Raw genomic sequence first — 24,591 nt, 5'->3', positions numbered from 1 at the left:
GTACTGTGGCATATGGTTAAGCAAACACCACAAAACCTAGCCAAATTTTGAGGTAGATTATATACCGTTAGTTTAATGTCACTTAGAGATTAGACTAAGATATAAATCGATAAATATCGACTTATGCCTATAATTTCTATGCTAGATTACTGTACTAAATAATATACTGACGTTAATGTACTGACGCATTATAGGAATACGATAAAGGACTATCATCATGACAGATTTCCATACAGGTCTCGGCAAAAACGCCGCCAACCATCAACCACTTACTCCTATTGATTTTATCATTCGCAGCGCGCAAGTTTACCCTAATAAGACTGCCATCATTTATGATGACCTAGAACACAACAACCTCACTCAGACGTGGCAACAGACCTATACTCGCTGTCGTCAACTGGCTGACGGCCTGCGCAAATTGGGTATCGATAAAAATGACACCGTAGCCGTGATGCTGCCAAACACGCCAGCAATGGTCGAATGCGCCTTTGGTGTGCCGATGTCAGGCGGTGTCCTCTGTACCCTCAACACCCGACTCGATATCAATGCGCTTACCTTTTGTTTGCAGCATTCCGAAGCGAAGGTTTTAATTTTAGATAGCGAATTTGCTGAGCACGCCGAGATCATCGATGAGACTTTTCCAGACTTAATCGTCATTCACTCAACGGACAAGGCTGTCGATGTCGAGCGTTTTGGGGACATAAGCTATGAAGCATTGATAGCCAGTTCAGACAGCTTGGATAATTGGGAGATGCCGACAGATGAGTGGGATGCCATTGCGCTGAATTATACCTCTGGGACGACAGGCAAGCCCAAAGGCGTGGTCTATCACCATCGCGGCGCAACTCTCAATGCTGTCTCTAATATTTTAGATTGGGACATGCCCAAACACCCGATGTATCTATGGACGCTGCCACTGTTTCACTGCAACGGTTGGTGTTTTCCGTGGACCATCGCCGAGCGTGCTGGGGTCAATGTATGCTTGAGAAAAATTGATGCTGATTTGATATTGCAGCTGATTGCCAAGCATCAAGTTAGCCATTACTGCTCTGCACCGGTCGTACATAATATGATTGCAGGCGGTAAGCCTGAGTATAAAGACGCTATCACCCATACGGTCAAAGGCTGGGTCGCTGGTGCACCACCGTCCGAAACCATGCTGGCTGCGATGGAAGCGATGGGCTTTCATATCTCGCATGTCTACGGTCTAACTGAAGTATATGGGCCCGTGACGGTCTGTGCTGAGCAGGAAGAATGGGATGAGCTTGATGTGGCCACCCGTGCTCAAAAGAAATCGCGCCAAGGCATGACTTCTCACTTGATGGCAGGGTTTGAAGTATTTAAGCAAGGTACGACTGAGCCAGTCGCCGCTGATGGCGAAGAGATGGGTGAGCTGGCACTGCGTGGCAATATGGTGATGAAAGGCTATCTAAAAAGCCGCAAGGCTACCGAAGAGGCTTTCGCTGATGGCTGGTTCCGCACGGGTGATTTGGGTGTTAAGTACCCTGATGGTTATATCAAAATCATGGACAGACTAAAAGATATCATCATTTCAGGCGGTGAGAATATCTCTAGTATCGAGGTAGAAAACGTCTTGTATAAACTACCTGCGATTGAGAGCTGTGCCGTCGTTGCCGCGCCACATGATAAATGGGGCGAAGTCCCCGTTGCCTTTATCGAGATTCACGCCGGTAGCACCTTGCAACGTGATACGGTGATGGAGCATTGTAGTCAGCATCTAGCAGGTTTTAAAGTGCCGAAATACATTGTCTTTGCAGAAATACCAAAGACCAGTACCGGTAAAGTTCAAAAGTTTGAGCTACGCCAAGCGGCTAAGTCGTTGGCACACGAAACGCCAAAAGTAACTGCCAGTGCTAAATGATCTGACAATATATTAAATCCTGTCCCAAATTAATATTCATAAAAAAGGTCAATCACGTATAAGTGACTGACCTTTTTTTCGAGTGCTAGCCTATTTATACTATAGTTGGTTCAATATAATTTGGAGACAAGGAAGCTAAGTGAAAGTACTACAAATAGTAGACTAAGCGAGGCTGACACCGTATCCAATTTATAGAGAACTAATTATGTTAGCCAAGCTTAGGTTCAAGCCATTGATAAACTAGCATTCCTATAATTATCGCAGGAATAAAGACATAGGCTTGCCATTGGCCAGTACCGAGCAATACAATTCCTGGTCCTGGGCAAATACCAACTAGCCCCCAGCCGATACCGAACAACATCGCACCGATAAGCAATTTTTTATTAATGACAGTTTTGCTTGGCATATCAATCGGTGTACCAATCCAGCTACTTTGTTGACGCTTCGCTAATCGCACACCAAAGAATGCCACTATCAGACCACCGCCCATCACCAGTGCAAGGGAGATATCCCATGCACCAAATACATCCAAAAACCCTTGTACTTTCACAGGATCGGTCATACCTGACACCAGTAGTCCGAGTCCAAACAGTAATCCTGCCAGCAATCCGATTATATTTTTTAGCATCGTCGTATCTCGCTATTATTATTTTTTATTAACCATCATATGTCGTTCGCGCATGAACCTGGCCATCAGTCTTCATCTGACAATATGCCATGAGTTCGCTATAGCAGGCCTAGTACGTGACGACCGATATAAACGGTCACAATTCCAAACAGCATAAAAGTGACAGTCGCTGCCAATGACCGTGGAGACAGCCGTGCATTACCGCAAATACCATGCCCACTCGTGCATCCTGAACCTAAGCGCGTGCCGAAGCCGACCAATAACCCTGCACCAATCAATAATGGCACGGAAGTACTGATAGCTACCTCAGGTAGCGGTCTTGCCAACTGATATAGCAGTGGTGAGATGACCAGACCCAGTATAAACAGCACCTGCCACATCTCTACACGCTTGGGTTTTAGTAGGCTTGAAAAGATGCCACTGATACCTGCTATACGACCGATACCTAGCAGTAAGATAACCGTCGCTACGCCTAGCATCAGACCTCCTACCAAGGAGATCGGCGTAAATGCTTGCCAGTCTATTTGTATGCTCATAACGGACTACCTAATTAAGTTCATTAAATACGTACTTGAATATTAATTTATAAAAATACATTATATTATAAAATATAATAAAAAGGTAAAAAAATACTGAACCTAGCATGACACTAATAGTTCAGTATTTTTTATAACTGTTAAGATAGTACTGCAAAGGCTTTAAAAAGGGCAGTGAAAAAACTTAATAAGCTATCCTATTACTATCTTTATCAGCCCTCTTAATTGGTATCTTTACTGGCTCAGCACTTTATTAAGTGCCGTTTCAAAACGCTCGACTGTGCCATCGATATCAGTCAATTTATCCAAGCCAAATAGACCCAAACGGAAAGTTTTGAAATTATCAGGCTCGCCCACTTTCAATGGTACGCCAGCAGCAATTTGCACTCCGATTTCAGCGAACGCGCTACCTTTATGCATGTCATCACGATCAGTATAAGAGACGACAACGCCAGGTGCTTTAAAACCTTCGGCAGCAACGCTCTCAACGCCTTTGGCTTCTAGTACTTCGCGGATACGTTTGCCAAGTGTCCACTGCGCCTCACACAGTTTATCAAAACCGATTGCTTTGGCTTCATTCACAGCATCACGGAACTGACGTAAGCTGTCTGTCGGCATAGTCGCATGGTACGCATGACCGCCATTTTCGTAAGCAAGCATGATGTTCAACCATTGCTTTAGGTCGATACTAAAGCTATCAGATTCAGTGCTGTCCACTTTTTTGACAGCAGCATCGCTTAGCATGACCAAGCCAGCGCCCGGCGTACTGCTCCAACCCTTTTGCGGTGCGCTAATCAGCACATCAATACCCAATGCTTTCATATCTAACCATACGCAACCTGAAGCAATACAGTCAATGACTAACAATCCGCCAACGCTATGCACAGCTTCGCTCAACGCTTTGATATAGTCATCTGACAAGATAATACCCGATGAGGTTTCGACATGCGGGGCAAATACCACTGCTGGCTTTTCTTCTTTGATTTTGGCTACGGCAACGTCGATATCGACTGGAGCAAACGGCTTTGACGACTCACTATCATCGGTACGATTGGCGGTGAGGACTGTAGATGATTTGGCGATTTTGCCTTTTTCTAAGATTTGCGTCCAACGATAGCTGAACCAACCATTACGAATGATTAGGCAGTCTTCATCATTTGCCAACTGACGAGCGACTGCTTCCATACCATAAGTACCAGAACCAGGAACGATCACCACTGCGTCAGCGTTATACACAGATTTTAGGTCACTAGATAGGTCGTTCATCACTTGCTGAAAGGCTTTTGACATATGGTTCAGCGCGCGATCGGTGTAAACCACTGAATACTCTAATAAGCCGTTTGGATCGATATCTTGACGTAATGCAGGCATTGAACACTCCTAGTGTATGGTTAGATAATATGCGACATGGATTAGATAGCACTATAATCAAATGCTATTATTTTTGATGGTGAGGTCTTGCACTGTCTAAAGATGCATTATTTTTAAACAAATAAAAAACAACGAACACTGATGAGGTCTACTAACGTGAAGTTAATATATTTATAGTCATATTACGAGCAAACACCAGCACATATCTTGACCTAAGCCATCCATGAGAGCTTGATATTAGCACTGATACTGAAGGTTGACAACGATACGCTCAGGCAGCGATATGACTTGCGCTATCGAACATTTATTGGTAGGTATTGGTTGATAAGTTTTGATTTATAAAGCCACGATAAAAACATCAATGCCCACGATGAGCATCTTGCAATCCTGATACCACGAAGTCTAGCAACTCACTATCGCCTTCGCGTGCGGCTTTGCGCATCAGTTTCGATGGTGCATGGGTCAATGTTTGGGTCAAACGTCGTGACAGCTCAGTGATGATATCTTCTGGACTGACATCGTCTTGTTGCAGCTTAGCAATAGACTCATGCAGCAGCTTATCGACTTGACCTTGAGTACACGCACGATACTGCTGAATGTCTTTGCCAACTTGGCGAACCTGAAAGCGACGGTCTATCTCAACCACCAATTGGCTCACTAGCAGTTCAGCATCTACTGCGGCTTGGCGACGCTGCTCGATATTACCTGCAATGACATGCTGCAAATCATCGACAGAGTACAGATAAACATCATCAATGCGGCTAATAGTCGAATCGATATCGCGCGGTACGGCCAGATCTATCATAAGCATCGGCTGATAACGGCGACGCTTTAGCGCTTGTATGGTCATTGTCTTATCAATCAACAAATCCATACTGCCACTACAACTGCTGACAATATCGGCTTCTGCCAATACTTGCGGCAATTCTTGTAAGGGTCTAACGTCTACGCGGCGATTAGGGCCACGTAGCTCAGCCGCTAATGCTTCGGCACGTTCGGGATTACGGTTACAGATAATGACTCGTCCGACCCCTAACCCTGCGATATGAGTGGCAACTAAGCGATTCATCTCACCTGCCGCAACGACCAAAAGCGTACGACTAGGTAAATCATCAAATATCTGAGTGACCAGTTTAGCTGCGGCAAAGCTAAGCGATACGGCCTGGGCGCCAACCTGCGTCTCGTTACGCACTCGTTTGGCGGCAGCGAAAACTTGATCGATGATCCAGCCGAGCTGATTGCTGAGTACTTTTTGGTCTTGAGCCAGATGCACAGAGTTTTTGATTTGACCGAGAATCTGCGGCTCACCCAGTATCATAGAGTCGAGACCAGCCGCTACTCTTAACCAATGAGTCAATGCATGAGTGTCACGATGTACATAGAGATAAGGATCAATATCAACGAGTGGTAGTTGCTTGAAGTCAGCCAGCCACGTTTTGATTTTGGTAATATGTGCACTAATCGCAGCAGATGAGATATTCATGCTACTACTAAAAGTATTGTTGGATGATGATTGGCCAGCAGCTTTGACATCTTGTATATCGGATGATTGTGAGTCAGATAGTTGGCTATTAGCGTGCTGCGACGTTGGCGTTTGTGGCACTAGCGCATAGATTTCAGTGCGGTTACAAGTAGAGACGATCACGCTACCATCAGTAAAGGCTTCTATTTGTTTGAGTGCGACATTTACATCGTCACCCACAAGCGCCAAGCGCTCTCGCAGAGCGACTGGTGCAGTTTTGTGATTGACCCCAATGACCACTAATCTCATTATCGATAGACCATAAACATGACGCTCAGTTGCCTCTTACGCTATCTTATTATTTTTAAAAGACAGTTTTTGACGACAGCGCTAAAAAGGAAGACCCTAAAAACCGCCTATTATATCATTATTGCGGGCTTTAATTAACACTCACCCATCTATGATAACCATATCTCTGTATCTGGTCGCAAATGTAACAAATCAACTACTCATACAATTTATAAAATCAATAGCTGGGTTTTGACTTATGGTCAATAATGTAATGTTAAATCATTCGCTTACTCTATCTTAACTTGTTATATTTCTATAATATTCAGTTCGACAGACATAACTGTATTTAGTCATCTTCAGTGTCGTTCTTTGGCAACGTGCTCGCTACTAGTAGCATATTCATACGGTCAGACATGCCAATATCTGAGTAACACGGATGCTATTGTTTATCTCATCGGTCTACTCTTATAATGTTTGTCATGGGTACACATTGCCAATATCTAACGTAAAATGATTAAAACAAACTTGCCTTATCTGTGTAGGTAAACCATGGGCGAATACGGCTATCTATGATTTTTTTTGGGTCATTACTTCGGTCTCCACATTCCTATAGCGAATACTCTAGCTTCCGTGCTTTATTGCATGTCACTATTGAGCGCCTGTGTCAACGGTATAAGCTAGCGTTGTCTCTAGCCGTGTGCCTGTGTTTGGCAGCCCCTGTCCATGCCAGCCATCCCGATGTATTGCTAGAAGCAAAAATTCCTAAAGTATCCGTTGCTACCGATACTAAAGCAGCTAACAGTACGCTAAATGGCAATAAAGTAAATGATAGTAGTGCTGCGATTGATACACCTTATAATGAAGATACGCTTACCATAGAAAACGTAAAAAACATCAATGGCTTAGCGCCAACCAGTCTATGGCAGCCTGAGCTTAGTGAACCAAGCTTGTACGCTCTACTGGATGCCGAGTTTGCTGCTGATCGCGATGACAAACGACGTGCGGTCTCTATTTATAAGCAACAGTCTTTTAAAGAAGATGCGACAGCGGTGTTTGAGAGAGCGCTTAGCCTGTCTTTGCGTAACGAAAGGGTTGAAGACTCATTACAGTTTGCCAAGACATGGCAGGACCAAAACCCTGACCATGTGCCTGCGTGGTTTTATGTCGCGCATTTGGCTTTACGTGCCCACGACTACATATTAGCGGGTGAAACTTTAAACCGTATCTTGCGTTACGACCCACGCGCAGACTTAAGCGAAATCCTCATAGGTATTTATCCAAATAATGATGACGATAAACGAGAGCTTCTTGCCGCGTTGCAGCCCCTAGATAGCGAGCAAAATGCCTCATTGTCGGTATTAAAAGCGGGTTTACTCTATCAGTTTAACGAACCTGAAGTGGCTATCGTTCATATCAATCGAGCGCTAGAGCGTCAGCCAGACTACGTGCCCTTTGTTACGTTAAAAGCGGATATATTGCGTAAAATCGTGACCGCAGAAACCGTCATCAATTATGTCAGTCAAGCTCGTCTACGCAACCCTGATAGCAAAAGCTTATATTTATATGAGATTCGCTATCTATTAGATTTAAAGCAAAGCGAACAAGCTTGGAAGTTACTACTTGAAGCGCATAGCCGCTTCAGTGATGATTCTGAAATTACTCTGCTCGCAGCTTTAGTGAGCCTAGATATCGAAGAGTACGCTAGTGCTGATGAGCTACTCAATATGCTTGCCAAGAGTCCAGCTTATCTTGATCAAGCCTACTATTATCTGGGTATCAGTGCTGAGCGTCAGCAGTTGTTCGATCAAGCCAAATACTATCTCAATGGCGTCATGCAAGAGGATTTGGTATTAGAAGCGCGTAGAAAGGTAGTGGCGTTTGAATTACTCGATAACGACGTCGATGGAGCAATCGCGACTTTAGAGAAGCTGCGCAAAGACTTCACAGTATTCGCGCCTGACACTTTTGTCATGCAAGCCGATATCTTGTGGCAACAAAACGAATCTGATGAAGCACTGCGTCTACTAACTCGTGCCGCTCGTAAATATCCTGACAATGAGATGCTACTCTTTGCACGGGCTCAGCTTTTAGATGATAAAGAAGACTATGTCGTTAAGCGCACCCTGCTCAACCATTTGCAGGCTTTAGATCCTAGCAACTTGTCCTATCAGTTAAGCTATGCACAGTTACTGCTGGCAAATGAGCGCAGCTCAGAGCAAGGTCTAGCGCTAGCTACCGCAATTATCCAGATTCGCTATGATGACCCACGTTATGATAACGACCTACATCTGCAAGCCCTAAATGTCTTGGCAGGCAATGCATTAGCCAAAGAAAACTATCAGCAGGTTATCGACTATCTACAGACACCTTATGATGTGCTACCAACTCTGCGCTCAGGCACGCTGTTATTGCGCGCCTATCAAGGCTTAGGTAACAATGACAAAGTTGAGGCATTACTCGCAGATTTGCAGCAGCGCTTCTCATTTGGACAGCACAATATCAATGACCGCATACAGCTGTATTAATAGCGCTGATTTTGGATATGCTTTTTGGGTTTTGCGATTACAGAGATATGATAATTGATAAGGTTTTTATAAAACCGAAGCATTTATAAATTACAAGGTCGTTATAAGAAGCTAACAGCCGTGCATAACCGAGCAACAAATAACGCTTAAGCTAATATCTTTGTTCATCTTTCCATTTTTGAGAAACTATTATGTCAGCATCAATCACTTCTTTTAAACCAAATAAATTGGCTCTATTTACTGCTATAACTGCAGCAATGGTCATAACCTCTGGCTGTCAGTCATTAAAAACGGCCAACGCGACCAACCAGCCAACGACTACTGTACAAGGTCAAAACGCTGATCAACCCAAAAAGCTAGAGAGCTTTAATATCACGGGCAAGATTGGAGTGACGACACCTGCGAATGATTCGACCGGTACCCAAGGTGGTAGTGCGTTCTATGCATGGGGTCAGCAAAATGACCGATTTGCCATTGAGCTGATTGGCGCACTTGGTATTGGTAAAACCAACATCGAATACAATGGTCAGACCGCTACTCTAGTTAGCGAAAAGACAGGTACATTGACCGCTGATGATCCCGAAACCTTGCTAAAGAAAGCCACTGGTTGGCAAGCCCCAATTTCACAAATGCCTTACTGGATTTCTGGTCGCCCAGCGCCTTCAGATAGTGCGCCACAGCTGGATGATCAGAGCCGTTTAGTTAGCTCAGTCAATGGTGAGTGGACAGCCAGCTTTACTTATAAAGGTACGAATAAGCTACCTAGTAAAATTAGTGCAGTACAGCCACAAGGCAACAAAGTTGTAATGACGATCAATCATTAATCCATCTTTCATTAACAACAGAAAGCCTGCTAAAAACCATCATTGCTAATTAAGATAGCTGTTTATAACTGCACCTTATGATAAAAAAATATGACTGAAAATATAGCCGAACCATCTGTTTCTATGATTACCCGTTTATCACCTGCAAAACTCAATCTATTTTTGCACATCACGGGTAAACGTGCCGACGGCTATCATAATTTGCAAACGGTATTTCGCCTGCTCGACTGGGGCGATTATTTGCATTTTTCGGTCAGCGATAATGCCGTGATTTCTACTATAGATAGTGAATTAAGCGCCGATCAATTCTGTCATCAGCTACTGATATTGGCTGGTGCAGAGGCTATCACTATTAGTATAGAAGACAATTTAATTTTCAAAGCAGCGCGCGCACTGCTAGCATCTGCCATACAGTCAAACACTTTACCTGAGCAATTAGCAAAAGTGCGTATCATTTTAGACAAGCACTTGCCAATGGGTGCAGGGTTAGGCGGTGGCTCATCTAATGCAGCAACGACTATGCTAGTGCTCAATGAGATTTGGCAGCTTAACTTTACTTGTGCTGAGCTCATAAAGATTGGCACGACTGTGGGTGCGGATGTACCTATATTTATCTTTGGGCAAGACGCTATTGCCATGGGAATTGGTGAAGAACTGACTACGATTGAGTTGCCTGACCAGCAATATTTAATCTTAACGCCTAACGCTCATGTAAATACTGCCAAACTATTTGCCCATCCTAAACTACAGCGAGACATCACGCCCCTATCGATTGAAACCATTCAAAGCCAATACGCTGATTATGTACAAACGCTCACTACGCCTTATCATAATGTCTTTACCCCAGTGGTCACAAGCCTTGCTCCTGCTGTTGCAGATGCCTTAAGTTATCTACAGGGGTTAGAAGCGCAAGCACTAAGCACAGCACGAATGACTGGCTCTGGTAGTGCCGTGTTTTTACCGTTGGATGCGAGCGTGGCCACTAATGAAAAGCTTGTAGCGAAGTGGATTGCAGATGCGCCTTGTACGGCATATATCGTTGGAAACTTAAAATAGCATATACAACCTTTAGATTTCTTATCATCTAAATAATGACAACGGTAGGATTGCCGATTTTAATTTGCTAAAATAGCGCCAGTAGTAACCTATGATGAATAAATACCAGAAAAAGCCGCAAATGACTTGCAAAATCTGAAAATTTACTTATAATAGGTCGCCACAATAGGGGTATAGCCAAGTTGGTAAGGCATCAGGTTTTGATCCTGACATCCGTTGGTTCGAGTCCAGCTACCCCTGCCATTTTTTAGTACGAAGCGTTAGAGATACATCGAGTATAAGCGGTTTATAGACAGCCACTTATCTTATTGTCATTGACAACGTTATCCCAGTTTCGGTATAGTTCGCAATGGACACCGCTAGGGAAAAGTTATGTTTTAAACGGTTTATCCGTTTTTTAGATAACTGACAGGCCATGACACCATATTAAGAACGACTACTTAGTCGCTATTAACTATCGGTTGTTCATAGCCTAGACATTACAGGGGTATAGCCAAGTTGGTAAGGCATCAGGTTTTGATCCTGACATCCGTTGGTTCGAGTCCAGCTACCCCTGCCATTTTTTACTGTAATAGTATACTTCAACACCTTCACCACTCTTTTCTTAATTTGAGCAGTTTGACACTGCTTAGCGGTCGCTGCTTGAGTCAATCAATAGGACTTCTGTCATGCCTTATTTGGCGATTTTTACGGGTAATGCCCACCCAGAATTAGCAAAAACCGTAGCCGATCATCTTCACATACCTCTTGGTAAAGCTGACATCACGCGTTTTTCTGATGGCGAAATTGCCGTGGAAATCAAAGAACACGTACGTGGTAAAGATGTGTTTATCATGCAGCCTACTTGTGCACCGACCAACGACAACTTGATGGAAATCATGATGATGGCTGACGCTTTGCGTCGCTCTAGTGCTGGCCGTATCACAGCTGTCATGCCATATTTTGGTTATGCTCGTCAGGATCGCCGTCCACGCTCAGCTCGTGTACCTATCTCGGCTAAAGTGGTCGCTGACATGCTAAACATCGTCAGTATCGATCGCGTAATGACTGTTGATTTGCACTCAGATCAGATTCAGGGTTTCTTTGATATCCCTGTAGACAATATCTACGGCACACCTGTATTGCTAAACGACCTACAAAAACAAGATTATGACAACATCATGGTTGTTTCACCTGACGTAGGCGGCGTGGTTCGTGCACGTGCAATGGCCAAGCAGTTAGGCGATACCGACATGGCAATTATTGATAAGCGCCGTGCTCGTGCCAATGAGTCACAAGTAATGCATATCATTGGTGATGTTCGTGACCGTGATTGCGTTATCGTTGATGATATGGTCGATACTGCAGGTACATTATGTAAAGCCGCTGAAGCATTAAAAGAAAATGGTGCCCGTCGCGTCTTAGCTTACATCACGCACCCTGTACTATCAGGTAACGCACTGAAAAACATCAGTGAATCTGCATTGGATGAAGTGGTTGTGACCGATACGATTCCATTATCTGCTGAAGCCAAAGCCTGTAGCAAAATCCGTCAGGTAAGTATTGCACCGATGCTAGCTGAAAGCTTACGCCGTATCAATAACGAAGAATCTATTAGCGCGATGTTTGACGCTTAATTTAATACAGCTGCTTTTTCAACAGCTATTGCAGTAATTCTTAGTAGCAATGACTGCTGAAATATATCTTGAATAGTTAAAAAACAGAGCGTCAAGTATCCTTACTTGGCGCTTTGTTTTGTGTAGGCATTTTGCGTAGGTCTTTATTATTGCTACAGAATCACGTATAATGCGCGCCTGTGCTGACCTTTTCGTTGTTTTTATTAGGCTAGCACTATCAAAAGTGCTGATCATGCTTAACAGCAACCATCGTTATGGTAATTATCATAGCGAGCACTGCTATAAGCAAATGGCTAAGCTTAGACATTACGAGTTTTATTCGTAACGATAATTTTAGCTATCATCACGTATTAGTGGATTGGTCGCAAATCCACTTTTTTATGACCAGACACTTCATCATTTTTTTTATAGGATTATATCCATGAGCATTAATCATTTTGAACTAAACGCCGTTGATCGTGCTGCTGAACTACAAGGTAAAGGTGCGAGCCGCCGCCTACGTAAGCAGAACCTAGTTCCTGCTATCATCTATGGTGGTAACGAAGAGCCAACAGCTATCTCTATCAAGCTTAACGAACTAGTAAAATCACTAGAATTCGAAGCGTTTTTCTCACACATCTTGACTATCAACGTTGACGGTGAAGAGCATCAAGCAGTTATCAAAGACTTGCAGCGCCATCCAGCTAAAGGCTTCCCAATGCATGCTGATTTCCAGCGCATTGTAAAAGGTCAGAAAATTCACATGAACGTTCCTGTTCATTTCACTGGTCGTGAAGATGCGCCTGGTACTGCTGCTGCTGGTGTACTATCTACTCTAGTATCTGATATCGAAGTTATCTGCTTACCATCACAACTTCCTGAATACCTAGAAGTAGATGTATCTGGCATGGAAATCGGTGACTTGTTCCGTCTATCAGACATCAAACTTCCTGAAGGCGTTGTTATTCATGAGCTTGAGCTAGAAGACGGTCATGACCGTACTATCGTTAACATGCAGCCACCAACAGTAGAAGAAGTTGATGCTGATGCTGACGTTGATGCTGATGAAGTACCAGCAACTGAGCAAAACGACGGTACTGAAGAAAACAAAGACAGCGAGTAATATACTATTTCTAACTAGTGCATTATTTTGTGCTGGTTAGTGATACATTCGTTTAGTCAATAAGACAGCAGGTGATTAAAATCTCCTGCTGTTTTTGTAAGTAAGGTTTGAAAATAAACTGTCTATCAGTACTTTAAACCTTACCCCTATTTATCAAATTCAAGCAGGGTGTTTTTATGGCCATAAAGCTTATTGTCGGTCTTGGTAATCCTGGTCAGCAGTATATGTTTACGCGTCATAATGCAGGATTTTGGTTTGTCCATCATTTGGCTCAGCAGTTTAATATCACGCTCTCCCCTGATAAGAAGTTTCATGGAGTGACAGGGCGTGGGCAAATTCATGGGTCTGATGTGCGTTTACTTATGCCGCTGACGTTTATGAATAAATCTGGTCAGTCAGTGGTGCCTATGGTAAATTTCTATGGCATCAAAAATGATGAATTGTTGATTGCTCATGATGAGCTCGATATTCCAGCTGGTAGTATCAAACTCAAAACAGACGGTGGACATGGTGGTCACAACGGCCTACGTGATATCACGCCGCATATTGGCAATGATTTTCATCGCCTGCGTGTGGGTATCGGCCATCCTGGTCACAAGTCTAAAGTTAGTGGACACGTTCTCTCTAAAGCATCTCCCGATGAGCAGATTGCGATTGATAGCGCGTTGACAGCTGCTTTTGAAGCGCTCCCATTATTGTTAGATGGTGATGTCGAAAAAGCACGTTCACAAATTAATGGCTTTAAATTACCAGAATAATATAGTCGTTCAATGATAACGACCTTTTATTTTGGCAGTTTTATCCCCATTAACCTTTTGATTTAGTTAATTAATATCAGTTACGCCAAGGAACCAACCTATGCTACTTAATATGCTTAAATGCAAATTACACCGTGCCCGTGTTACCCATGCCGAGCTTCATTACGAAGGCTCTTGCGGTATCGACGGTGATCTATTAGATCTTGCTGGTCTACGCGAAAATGAATCTATTGATATCTATAACGTGACCAACGGTAAGCGGTTTCGCACCTATGCTATCCGTGCTGAAGCAGGCTCTGGTATTATCTCATTGAATGGTGCTGCTGCACATATGGCAGATTTGGGCGATATCGTTATCATTTGCGCATATGCACATTTTGATGAAGTTGAAGCGTCAACGTATCAGCCAAAACTGGTCTATTGCAACGAAGACAACACAGTTAAAGACACAGCAAATATCATTCCTGTACAAGTTGCTTAATATGACAGGATGGTGAGGTTTTGGTAAATTTAAGATAAACACAAAGTTACATCTTTGAATTAGCTGCTATTATTACTAAAAATCTCGATGCTAAAGGGAAAGCTGAATCTAAATCAAGATTCGGCTTTTTTTATGCCACTTTTATTTATCAAATTCACATTTTTTATCATATACAAGGAAACATACTGATGTGGTTGGCCGCGCTTGCAATACTGATTGGGTTAGCAATTTTAGTTTGGAGTGCCGATGTCTTTATTGATGGGGCGACAGCACTAGCAAAGAAGTTTAGTGTGCCTAGCTTCTTAATTGGTGTCTTAATATTGGGTATAGGCACGTCAGCGCCTGAGATGGTGGTATCAGTACTAGCAGCAATAGAAGGCAGTCCTGAGCTGGCTCTAGGTAACGCTTATGGCTCAAATATCATCAACATCGCATTGGTACTCGGTGCAACCGTATTGATTAGTCCTATTATCATCCGTAGAGGCATCGTAAAGCGCGACTTGCCCTTGCTGCTACTGATTACTGTCATCGCCGCTTGGCAGCTACGTGATGGGACACTGAGCCAAGCTGATGGTATCGTACTATTAATACTATTGGTTGCCGTCTTAGGACTACAGATCATAATGAGTATACGCGAAGGCTATCATGAGCACGAAGACGATATAGTCGTGGCTAATGCTGACTCAGAGCACTCAAATAACTTAGAGCACTTAAATAACTCAGAGAGCTTAGAAAAGCTAGAACCAAGCGTAACGCGTGGTCTTGTCAGTTTAATTATCGGTATGCTAATGCTAGTAGCTAGCTCACGTGCTATCGTTTGGGGCGCTGTCGAGTTAGCAACGCTATGGGGGCTCAGTGAGCTTATCATTGGTCTAACGATTGTCGCAGTTGGGACATCATTACCTGAACTGGTATCGAGCTTATCAGCAGCCCGTAAAGGCGAGCATGATATGGCACTTGGCAATATCATCGGCTCTAATATTTTCAATACTTTGGCAGTTGTCGGCTTGGCAACGGTCATTGCTCCTATCGCCGCCGATCCAGTGATTTTGTCGCGTGATGTAATGGCAATGGGACTATTGACGATATTGCTAGTTACCCTGTGTGTATTTGCCTTTAAAACAAAACGCCAGTTTGGTCGTACGTCAGGTGCCACGTTGGTGCTGTTCTTTATGGGCTACACCGCATGGCTGATTCAAAGCGTCAGTGTGTAACTATTTAGGCTGAACCAGCTGAGCAGTGGTACAACTAAATTTTACGTCAATAAAAGTTATTACGTTAATCAAATCAGACTACGATTTTTTCTTACGATTTTTAAAACCGCGCCATAGCCCTTCATGTGCCACTTTCGGCATTTTTAGGGTGATGGTGTTGGATAGCATATCTTGTACTGCCAGACCGCGAGGGTTGAACAGACAGAACACATAGTTGAATACCAAACCAAGAAACGCGCTGGCCAATAAGGCGGCGCGTGATCCATCAATAAGACTGCCAATAATGCCAAAAATCAGCGGCATCAAACAAGCGGCCAAAATACGCTTAAACGACTGACCCCACGTTAGCCATTGACCCGCATCATTGATCGTTTTTAACCGCCACGTCTGCATACCCAATGTCTGACCACCACGGCGCCAAAATATCCCATAGAATGCCACGAGCGTCAGTACAAATGACGGCGTCATAATGGCGTTCTGATACCAAAGCGGCAGTGATTGAGCTTGTGATGACTCGGTACCCGTCTCCATAGTCAACAGCGTACCAACCACGGTTAGTATCGTCCCTACCAAAAACAGTAATGCTAAAATCAGCATGCCATCATAGAGAATCGCCACGACACGAATCATAGGCTTAGCGATGGTTGGCTCTTCGTTAGGATCTTGCTGTACAGGCGCACTCGATAGAGGCTTTGATTTGCGAGTGGTTTTTGACGGACGTTTAGATGGACTTTTTGACATGGTACAAGCTCATAGCAAGCAGTGAATAGTAACGCTATTGTACCGTAAATGGTGGGGCTATCGTACATTATCCTAGATGACTATTTAACATCGTAGATGGCCTAACATCGTAGACGACTGTCCAATATCATAGATTGCTCTTTAATATTATTAGTTGGCTATCCAATCATGCTATATACAAGAGATGGTCGTAGAATAAATAAGTAGAAGGGTAAAAGTTACAGACATAAAAAAACCGCCAATTGTCATAAGACAGGCGATTATTTTAATAATTTTTAGCTTAAGTTAAGCTATTATGCAAATGGTGCGCCTGGAGAGATTCGAACTCCCGACCCCTTAGTTCGTAGCCAAGTGCTCTATCCAACTGAGCTACAGGCGCGTATTTTGCACTTTATCCACTGCGAAGATAATATCTTTTGCAGTAAATTAGGTTGGTCATTATATAGATAATATCGCTTGTGTCAACATTTTTTTTAATTAAAACAAATTATTTTTTGAATTAATTATTAAAATGTTTAACGCAGTATATTGCGTTATTACTCTAATAACAACTGAATAAATGGCGGTGAAGGAGGGATTCGAACCCTCGATACGCTTACACGTATGGTTCCTTAGCAGGGAACTGGTTTCAGCCACTCACCCACTTCACCTAACGATTCAAGACATTTATAAAATTTCTATAAACATAGTATTGATGCTAACAATACGTCTCATGTCGTGGGCGAGTATTATAACAAAGCCAAAACGAATTGCAAGCGTTGTCTACAGATTTAATGCGGCTTTTATCAAAATTATAGATATAAGTACTTATATTGCATTTTTATACGGAAAATTGCGACATATCATTGCTAAATACAACAACTAAACTGCTTATTAATATTAGTTTTCATCATTCTACCGTCTTATACCTAATCGACAAGCATAAGACTATGATAGATTTTTTAGTAGTAGGTGGCTATAGTATTTGTCACTTACTTCAAAATATCTCAAAAGGAGCTGTTATGCGACCTGTCGTACTGTGTTTTTCAGGATTAGATCCTTCAGGCGGTGCTGGATTACAAGCGGATATCGAGGCCATTGGACAGTCAGGGGCACATGCAGCCATCGCGTGTACAGCAGTCACTATCCAGAGCTCACAGCAGGTATTTGGCTTTGAGGCTTGTGCGGCATCATTGGTAAAAGCTCAAGCTACTGCAGTACTTGATGACTTACCTGTTAGTGCTATCAAATCAGGTATGCTCGGTACCACTGATAATATCGCAATGTTGACCGAACTATTTGCTAATCAAGTTATCGATAACGACATGCCATTTGTCTTAGACCCTGTACTAGTCGCGAATAGCGGGGGCAGTTTGGGCGATGAAAAAACTTTGGTTAGCGCCTTTAGACAATTGCTGCCCTACGCCACTTTAGTCACCCCAAATACTCACGAGCTACGAGCGCTTAGCGGAGAGCAAGACCTGCATGTCGGTGCACAAAAGCTATGTGCTCAAGGCGCTCATGCGGTACTCGTAAAAACCTCACATGATTTTGATAGCGGTGACATCGAGCAGTACTTATATATACAGGGGGAAATGGTCCATAAAAGCACCTTGCCGCGCTTAGATGGTGAGTTCCATGGCTCAGGATGTTCACTCGCCAGCTTTATCGCTGGACGCTTGGCAATGGGCGATGTTCTTATCGATGCTGTGCAAGCGGCAGACAGTTGGATTACCCAGACATTGCGGGCAGCTGATGCACCGCATCCTGATGATGCTCAAGCTCAGGTCATACCAAATCGCTTTGTTCGTTTTTAGCATATCTAACAAGCTATAGCTTACCCAAGTAGCAGACGCAAAAAAGGCGCTCTATATTTTTATAGAACGCCTTTTTTATGACAGTTTTTAGATTTAATTCTATTAGGGTTAACCCAAGGTTGGCAACACACTCGCGGCCAAACCACCGATGAATATCTCTAGCAAATAAAATGCTAAGAAAGCCACCATTGGCGATAAATCTAGCATACCTAAATTCGGCGTAATACGACGAAACGGAGCCAAAATAGGCTCAGCCAAATTAATGATAATGCCAATAATCGGATGCTCAGATCTGGTAAACACCACAATCCAGCTAACGATGATAGAACCAATCACCAAGTAGCGACACATGCGTAAAAAGTCTAATAATAAGCTAGTCGTACCCGTAAAGAATAGCGGTACAGGGGCAATACCTTTATGCGTCAATGCGGCTTTTCCAGAAATGTCGATTAGACGAATCAAAAACATTAGTACGATAGCGGCAATACTAATACGACCCTGTGCAACAGTCGGGAAAATACGCCCAAACACATCGACGATATGCGTTGCTTTGTAAGCAGGTGCAATCATCGGATTGCTCGCATCCATTCCTGCAAACTGCAACATAAAACGAATAAACACCAGCATCATAGCGAATGTGGTGACCAAATCAAAAATTTGAAATAACATGTTGTTCATGAAGTGCTACTCAATGTGACATTATTAACAGATTCTAGGATGACAAATGTCATTATCAGACGCTGATGATTACATAAGGTGTGTCGTCAGTGGTGACTCACAGCACACCTTGTTAGTGTTTACTTACTCATCTCTTCACTTAACGCTTGGCTACGAGCATAGCAAGCTTGCATGGCCTCGCTGATTTGACGACCAATCTCATTGGCTTGCATTGACTCGACCGCTGCCTGAGTAGTACCGTTCGGCGAAGTAACTTTACGGCGCAGTTCAGCTGGTGCATCATCACTGTTCATCGCCATTTTTGCAGCACCTAACATAGTCTGCATAGCAAGCGCTGAGGCTTGTTCTTTATCCAGCCCTAATGCAACTGCCCCATCGACCATCGATTCAATGAAGTAAAACATATACGCTGGCGCTGAACCTGATACGGCTGTAACGGCATGCATATGCTCTTCGTCATCAACCCACATGACCAAACCTGAGGCTTCCATAACAGCCGTTGCTAGCTGCTTCTGTTCTGCTGAAATGTTATCTGTACCATAAAGGCCAGTTGCACCCATTTGAATCATAGAAGGTGTGTTTGGCATTGCACGGACGATATTGTTATAGCCGCCTAGCATGTTTGACAAAAGATCAGTCGACAAACCTGCCGCTACTGAAATAACCAATTGAGTGTCTAGTACATCAGCAAAAGCACTTACCACTACTTTCATCATTTGTGGTTTGACTGCTAGCACTACGATATCCGCACCGATCACAGCAGACTTTGGATCAGCCATTGGGTCAACAGTATTTAGACCTTTGGCAGCTAATTGCTCACGTGCATCGCTGCTAGGATCGGCGACCGTGATTAAGTTTGGTTTGATGCCGCAACCCACAAGCCCGCTAATGAGCGCTTGTGCCATGTTTCCGCCACCAATAAAACTGATTTTTTTATTATCTAATACCGACATACTTGTCTCCTAGTCACAAAATTCAAAGGTATTCAACTTAACATACTGATATGTAAAACGACACTCAGTTTATCATACTGCCACTATCACCGTTTGATAAATTCAAAATGTCACAGCTAACATCAACCTGATAAAAATCAATGAGTCAGCCAACGGATATTAAACTTTTGACGCTTTCTATTTTAGACTAAGCTCACTTGCAATGTACTCAGCCAATTGATTGCTTTTAGCATCGCTATCGGTATCGTTATCGGTCTGCTCAGAACTCAAGAGCCAACTCTCAAATGGCGACGCTAGTAATAGAGGAATATCAGTTTGTATATCACCTCCATCTTCAGATTTTTTTATAAAGGTAATGCTGACTACCATTAAGCTTTCCCGTAGCCATAGTGGAATCCCAAGCGTTTGATACAGTTTTTTGCCTGCTTGTGGGCGCGCAGCCATCTTAGTCTTTAACCGCTGTTTACGGTCTAACGGTGCTATTTTTAACACTGCCTGCTGTGCTATACCGTCCGCACTATTTTCTAACAATCGTACCAGCGCATCTACTTTCACTTGCAACTGCCAAGTATAACGATCACTGCTACGCATGATGATTGATGTTAAATTATCAGCTGAATGACTAAATAAATTATTAGATAAAGTCAGCACCTGCTCGGTCAGCGGTACGTTTAGCCAAGACAGCCATTCGCTGCTCATACGATAGAGCTGCTGACGATAGCGGCGAACGGTATAAGATGCCTTACGACCTTGCCAAAACAGTTCTGTTTGATGATCTTGGTCATCACGTTGGCTGAGAGTTAGCACATCATCGACGAGTTGCTTAGCAGGCGGTAACGGCTCATCTTGACCGAGCCAATAGTGCAATAATTGCCGCTGACGATACATGGGTAGCTTTTGCAACACATCGACATTTAGCGAGCGCTGTGCGGGTAAAAATTGCAGGTCTGCACTCTCCGTCTGCTGCATGTCCTGCATAGCTTGAGCATTGACTGTTTCCTGTGCATCACTTAACAGCTGCGTACTTCGAGCGATATTATCAATGACATTAGGATTGTATGTAGCCAGTATTGGCATAATGTCGCGGCGTAGCCCACTACGTACGTTGTCGCCGCTGTCATTGGTAGGATCATCTATATAAGGCAACTCTAAGCGCTTGGCGTAGGCGCTAATAGTGGCTCGTCGTATCGTGAGCCAAGGTCGCCACAAGATATTGCGCTGTGCGCCCTGCGTTTGCACTCGCCATGGCTGCATACCAGAGAGACCATTGACTCCAGCGCCTTGAATGAGCCGCATTAATACCGTTTCAGCTTGGTCATCAGCGTGATGCGCTAATAGCAATACATCGTCTTGGTTGATATGAGCACGCATGATGTTATAGCGGGCTTGCCGAGCAGCCTGCTCATCATGTCCATTCACTTGCGCCTGTAAAATGCGACAAGGTATCTGCTGCGCTTGCGCCCAATTGGTAACATGCTTAGCCCAGTACTGACTATCCGACTGTAAGCCATGATCGACATGTAACAGCTGCGGCAGACATGGCAATTTATCTTGTCGGTAGAGCTGCACACACAGCGCCGCAAGTGCCAATGAATCACGCCCACCACTACATGCCAGCCAAAGACGACGACCATGCAACTGATCACTATAAACAGACATACTGCTCAATAATGCGGTTGCTAGTGTCTCATCAACTGGCAAATCGGAAATTGATTTAATAGGATATGAGATGATTGCACTGCTGGTCATATTCAGCCTTATTTTTAGTTACGTTATATGCTTCATATAGTAACAGCCATAAAAAAACGTGCCATTAAATGACACGTTTTTATTTTAGCATTAAGACTCAGACTCTAATATGAAAAGCCTATTATTAATAATAGCGACTTCACAATGAAGGCGCCATAGCAACCAACTAAGCAGGCAACATCACTTCTGAGTTGAAAGACTTTAGCTTTTCATAGCGTAGTTCGCAACGCTCTTGAGGATCTAAATCTTTGATTTCATCAAGCTGCTCAGTAATCAGTGCTTTTAGTGCATTCATTACAGGTTGTGGCTGCACATGTGCGCCCTCGCCTTCTTCGATGACAGCGTCAATCAAACCCATTTGATAAAGGTTAATGGCGTTTAGTTTTAGCGCTTCACTAGCGTCTTGTGCTTTTTCAGCGGTTTTCCAAAGAATAGAAGCGCAACCTTCTGGCGAGATCACTGAGTAAATGCTGTTTTGTAGCATATTTACTTTATCACCAACCCCAATTGCCAATGCGCCACCTGAGCCACCTTCACCAATGATAGTCACAATTACAGGCACTTTAAGGCTAGAAAATACAGCAATGCTTTCTGCAATCGCTTGCGCCTGTCCACGCTCTTCTGCGCCAATACCAGGATAAGCACCTTGGGTATCTACAAAGGTCATCACCGGAATGTCAAAGCGCTCGGCCATTTTGACCAAACGAATCACTTTGCGATAGCCTTCAGGGTTGGCCATACCAAAGTTATGAGCAATACGCTCACGGGTACTACGACCACGATGCTGACCAATCACCATCACAGGCTGACCATCAAAACGCGCAAGACCACCTAAAATGGCTTTGTCATCGGCAAAAGCACGGTCGCCATGCAACTCGTCAAATTCGGTAAAAAGCTGATTAACATAGTCCATAAATAATGGACGCTTGGCGTGTCGTGCAAGCTGCACACTATCCCAGACAGTGCTCATAGACGCTTCCCTTTAATAATTATACTTAATGTATTTATGTTTAAGAATAATATCGTTATCCGTGTTCAGATAATGAAAGTACAGTTGTAAACTCAATAGAAGCTATAGTAGCACATCTTAAATAGCATGACATTATCGACAACGCCGCTTTTGTTACGTTAATCTTTAACTCAATACTTACAATGGTAACTGCTCAACCTCTGGAGTCTCAGCCTCTTGAGCTTCAATCACACTAAGCTGTACGCCCCATTTTGCGAACTGGTCAATCTCCGTACGTAAATCTGCGAGCAAGAACGCATAATGCTCACTGCTATCCGCTAAGGTGATTTGCCAGCTGTTTTCAGCGACTACCTTTAGTTCTAACTCTGGTAGCGCATAATCACTGCGGCTATGATGTGCCAGTACGGCGAGGCGCAACAATAAGCAGAGATAAACCAACTGATCACCACCAATCTGACAAGTCTGCTCTAGCATATCGGCTTTGAGCTTGCGGCGATGATTAAGCATCAGCTGCGCCATGCGTTTTTGATCGACTTGCGAGAATCCTGGAATATCAGAGTATTCAAGTAAATATGCGCTGTGCTTGTGATAACTGCTATGACTGATTGCCAGCCCTATCTCATGCAAGAAAGCAGCACGTCTAAGCAAGTCGCAATCATCATTGGACAGCGCAAGCTTGTCTTTTACTTGTTCAAATAAATGACGGCTGGTTTTCACCACTTGCTTAGCTTGCTTTTTGTCCCCTGAATAACGCTTGATTAACGCCAATACACTGCGGTCACGCACATCTTCACTAGCAAAACGACCAAGCATATCGTACATAACACCTTCGCGTAATGCACCGTCTGAGTAGGTAATGGTTTCAACGCCCAGCACTTTCATCACCGCGCGCAATACTGCCACGCCAGCAGGAAATACGGCTTTACGATGTTCTTTGACGCCTTCTAACTCGATATCATCAATATTGCCAATCTTAATCAGCAATTTCTCTAACTTTTTGACACCTTTATAGGTAATGCGTTCTTGCTCATCGGCCCAACCTTTTGACACTAGGACATTGCGTACCGCTTTGATCGTACCGCTTGAGCCAACCACACTGCTCCAGCCCGTCTTTTGATAGCGACCATTAATCGCTAAGACTTCTTTGCGTGCACCTGAAATCGCGCTATTAAAAGCTTCTTTAGTAATCAGTCCGTCAGCAAAGAATTTTTGGGTAAAAGAAACACAGCCCATTTGTAAACTTTCAGTCAACAATGGATCGAAATTTTGACCAATAATGAACTCTGTCGAACCGCCGCCAATATCCATAACCAAGCGTTTATCACTACTCTCGTTGGTATGCGAGACACCCAAATAAATCAATCGCGCCTCTTCGCGGCCCGCAATAATCTCAATAGGCTTTGGCAGGATTTTATTGGCACGGGAAATAAAGTCGTTGGCGTTTTTGGCTTGACGCAACGCATTGGTCGCAACCACACGAATACGCTCTGGCGGTACTGAATCCAAGCGCGCCACAAAGCGGCTTAAACAGTCAAGACCGCGCTGCTCAGCGGCTGCGCTTAGAATATTATTTTCGTCCAAACCGGCGGCGAGCTGTACCTTTTCAGACATCGAGACTACTTTTCGCACTTCCCCATGGTCAAGACGAGCAATAGCTAAATGGAAACTGTTGGAACCAATATCGATGGCTGCCATCATTTCATCATCGCCAATTGGCGGATTCGTAAGGTAGTCAATAGGCATAGGACAAGTCGTCACCGTGTTAGAGAGAGTGGATAGTTTACCAAAATCACGTGCTATATAGTTATAAAATCACATGTATAGAAAAAAGTCATAACCACAAAAATCAGGGCAATTTTATCATTAAAGCATTTATGCCAAACACTCGCAAGCAATGCAAAACTGTAGTGGGGACATCGAAGACCACCCTATGAGCTGACAGGTAACGGCTCAGCATC

20 protein-coding genes and 4 tRNA genes are annotated in these 24,591 nt (G+C 43.6%); 12 read left to right on the top strand and 12 right to left on the bottom strand.

Annotated features, from left to right (window positions below):
* The first annotated feature begins 217 nt into the window (after window positions 1–217).
* The gene (locus SJY28_RS04565) at window positions 218–1,882 is read left to right on the top strand and encodes an AMP-binding protein (protein WP_379543597.1); all 1,665 of its coding nucleotides are present in this window, start codon (window positions 218–220) and stop codon (window positions 1,880–1,882) included.
* A 208-nt stretch (window positions 1,883–2,090) separates the two neighbouring features.
* Here the strand turns inward: SJY28_RS04565 and SJY28_RS04560 are convergent, their stop codons facing one another.
* The 4 genes from SJY28_RS04560 to hemA all read right to left on the bottom strand — a co-directional run bounded on the left by SJY28_RS04560 (window position 2,091) and on the right by hemA (window position 6,188).
* Window positions 2,091–2,510 (bottom strand): DUF6691 family protein, encoded by a 420-nt coding sequence (locus SJY28_RS04560; protein ID WP_379543596.1) that lies wholly within the window; start codon window positions 2,508–2,510, stop codon window positions 2,091–2,093.
* A gap of 98 nt (window positions 2,511–2,608) precedes the next feature.
* A complete protein-coding gene (locus SJY28_RS04555; RefSeq protein WP_165597767.1) occupies window positions 2,609–3,046 on the bottom strand; it encodes a YeeE/YedE family protein in 438 nt (145 codons plus the stop codon).
* Window positions 3,047–3,280: 234 nt separating this feature from the next.
* Window positions 3,281–4,417, bottom strand: coding sequence for an aminotransferase class V-fold PLP-dependent enzyme (locus SJY28_RS04550; RefSeq protein WP_379543595.1), 1,137 nt, complete (start codon window positions 4,415–4,417; stop codon window positions 3,281–3,283).
* Between the two features lie 358 nt (window positions 4,418–4,775).
* Entirely contained in the window at window positions 4,776–6,188 is a 1,413-nt protein-coding gene (gene hemA / locus SJY28_RS04545) for a glutamyl-tRNA reductase (protein ID WP_379543594.1), read from the bottom strand.
* Between the two features lie 551 nt (window positions 6,189–6,739).
* Between hemA and SJY28_RS04540 the strand changes: the two genes are divergently transcribed.
* The 10 genes from SJY28_RS04540 (at window position 6,740) to SJY28_RS04495 (ending at window position 15,746) form a co-directional block, all read left to right on the top strand.
* On the top strand, window positions 6,740–8,695 hold the full coding sequence (locus SJY28_RS04540) for a hypothetical protein (RefSeq protein WP_379543593.1): 1,956 nt from the start codon (window positions 6,740–6,742) through the stop codon (window positions 8,693–8,695).
* A 191-nt stretch (window positions 8,696–8,886) separates the two neighbouring features.
* A complete protein-coding gene (lolB, locus tag SJY28_RS04535; RefSeq protein ID WP_379543591.1) occupies window positions 8,887–9,519 on the top strand; it encodes a lipoprotein insertase outer membrane protein LolB in 633 nt (210 codons plus the stop codon).
* A 90-nt stretch (window positions 9,520–9,609) separates the two neighbouring features.
* Window positions 9,610–10,575, top strand: coding sequence for a 4-(cytidine 5'-diphospho)-2-C-methyl-D-erythritol kinase (gene ispE / locus SJY28_RS04530; RefSeq protein ID WP_379543590.1), 966 nt, complete (start codon window positions 9,610–9,612; stop codon window positions 10,573–10,575).
* Window positions 10,576–10,742: 167 nt separating this feature from the next.
* Window positions 10,743–10,818, top strand: a tRNA-Gln gene (locus SJY28_RS04525).
* A 240-nt stretch (window positions 10,819–11,058) separates the two neighbouring features.
* Window positions 11,059–11,134, top strand: a tRNA-Gln gene (locus tag SJY28_RS04520).
* Between the two features lie 109 nt (window positions 11,135–11,243).
* Window positions 11,244–12,191: a ribose-phosphate pyrophosphokinase gene (locus tag SJY28_RS04515; protein ID WP_057758042.1), complete on the top strand. Its 948-nt coding sequence runs from the start codon at window positions 11,244–11,246 to the stop codon at window positions 12,189–12,191.
* A gap of 421 nt (window positions 12,192–12,612) precedes the next feature.
* Window positions 12,613–13,293, top strand: a complete 681-nt coding sequence (locus tag SJY28_RS04510) for a 50S ribosomal protein L25/general stress protein Ctc (RefSeq protein WP_057758040.1) — start codon at window positions 12,613–12,615, stop codon at window positions 13,291–13,293.
* A gap of 176 nt (window positions 13,294–13,469) precedes the next feature.
* Window positions 13,470–14,051, top strand: a complete 582-nt coding sequence (pth, locus tag SJY28_RS04505) for an aminoacyl-tRNA hydrolase (protein ID WP_101205142.1) — start codon at window positions 13,470–13,472, stop codon at window positions 14,049–14,051.
* Window positions 14,052–14,151: 100 nt separating this feature from the next.
* Window positions 14,152–14,532, top strand: coding sequence for an aspartate 1-decarboxylase (panD, locus tag SJY28_RS04500; protein WP_010196068.1), 381 nt, complete (start codon window positions 14,152–14,154; stop codon window positions 14,530–14,532).
* 188 nt (window positions 14,533–14,720) lie between these two features.
* Window positions 14,721–15,746, top strand: coding sequence for a calcium/sodium antiporter (locus SJY28_RS04495; RefSeq protein ID WP_379543589.1), 1,026 nt, complete (start codon window positions 14,721–14,723; stop codon window positions 15,744–15,746).
* 78 nt (window positions 15,747–15,824) lie between these two features.
* On the opposite strand, the gene SJY28_RS04490 is transcribed toward SJY28_RS04495, so the two are convergent.
* The 3 genes from SJY28_RS04490 to SJY28_RS04480 all read right to left on the bottom strand — a co-directional run bounded on the left by SJY28_RS04490 (window position 15,825) and on the right by SJY28_RS04480 (window position 17,137).
* On the bottom strand, window positions 15,825–16,487 hold the full coding sequence (locus SJY28_RS04490) for an RDD family protein (RefSeq protein ID WP_379543588.1): 663 nt from the start codon (window positions 16,485–16,487) through the stop codon (window positions 15,825–15,827).
* Between the two features lie 302 nt (window positions 16,488–16,789).
* Window positions 16,790–16,866 (bottom strand) — tRNA-Arg (locus tag SJY28_RS04485).
* Between the two features lie 181 nt (window positions 16,867–17,047).
* A tRNA-Ser gene (locus SJY28_RS04480) sits at window positions 17,048–17,137 on the bottom strand.
* A gap of 351 nt (window positions 17,138–17,488) precedes the next feature.
* On the opposite strand from SJY28_RS04480, the gene SJY28_RS04475 reads away from it, so the two are divergent.
* Window positions 17,489–18,283, top strand: coding sequence for a hydroxymethylpyrimidine/phosphomethylpyrimidine kinase (locus SJY28_RS04475; RefSeq protein ID WP_379543587.1), 795 nt, complete (start codon window positions 17,489–17,491; stop codon window positions 18,281–18,283).
* A gap of 108 nt (window positions 18,284–18,391) precedes the next feature.
* On the opposite strand, the gene SJY28_RS04470 is transcribed toward SJY28_RS04475, so the two are convergent.
* From SJY28_RS04470 to ppx, 5 genes are all read right to left on the bottom strand, one after another.
* Window positions 18,392–18,952, bottom strand: a complete 561-nt coding sequence (locus SJY28_RS04470; RefSeq protein WP_224737825.1) for a YggT family protein — start codon at window positions 18,950–18,952, stop codon at window positions 18,392–18,394.
* A gap of 128 nt (window positions 18,953–19,080) precedes the next feature.
* Complete coding sequence (proC, locus tag SJY28_RS04465; RefSeq protein WP_379543586.1) at window positions 19,081–19,914, bottom strand: pyrroline-5-carboxylate reductase; 834 nt, start codon at window positions 19,912–19,914, stop codon at window positions 19,081–19,083.
* Between the two features lie 177 nt (window positions 19,915–20,091).
* Entirely contained in the window at window positions 20,092–21,663 is a 1,572-nt protein-coding gene (gene tilS / locus SJY28_RS04460) for a tRNA lysidine(34) synthetase TilS (protein ID WP_379543585.1), read from the bottom strand.
* 166 nt (window positions 21,664–21,829) lie between these two features.
* On the bottom strand, window positions 21,830–22,633 hold the full coding sequence (locus SJY28_RS04455) for an acetyl-CoA carboxylase carboxyltransferase subunit alpha (protein WP_379543583.1): 804 nt from the start codon (window positions 22,631–22,633) through the stop codon (window positions 21,830–21,832).
* 177 nt (window positions 22,634–22,810) lie between these two features.
* A complete protein-coding gene (gene ppx, locus SJY28_RS04450) occupies window positions 22,811–24,376 on the bottom strand; it encodes an exopolyphosphatase (protein WP_201548998.1) in 1,566 nt (521 codons plus the stop codon).
* Window positions 24,377–24,591: the final 215 nt, after the last annotated feature.

Source organism: Psychrobacter sp. R86515 (genome assembly GCF_042466315.1).
Classification (GTDB): Bacteria; Pseudomonadota; Gammaproteobacteria; order Pseudomonadales; family Moraxellaceae; genus Psychrobacter.
This window is presented reverse-complemented; position numbering and strand designations above follow the sequence as displayed.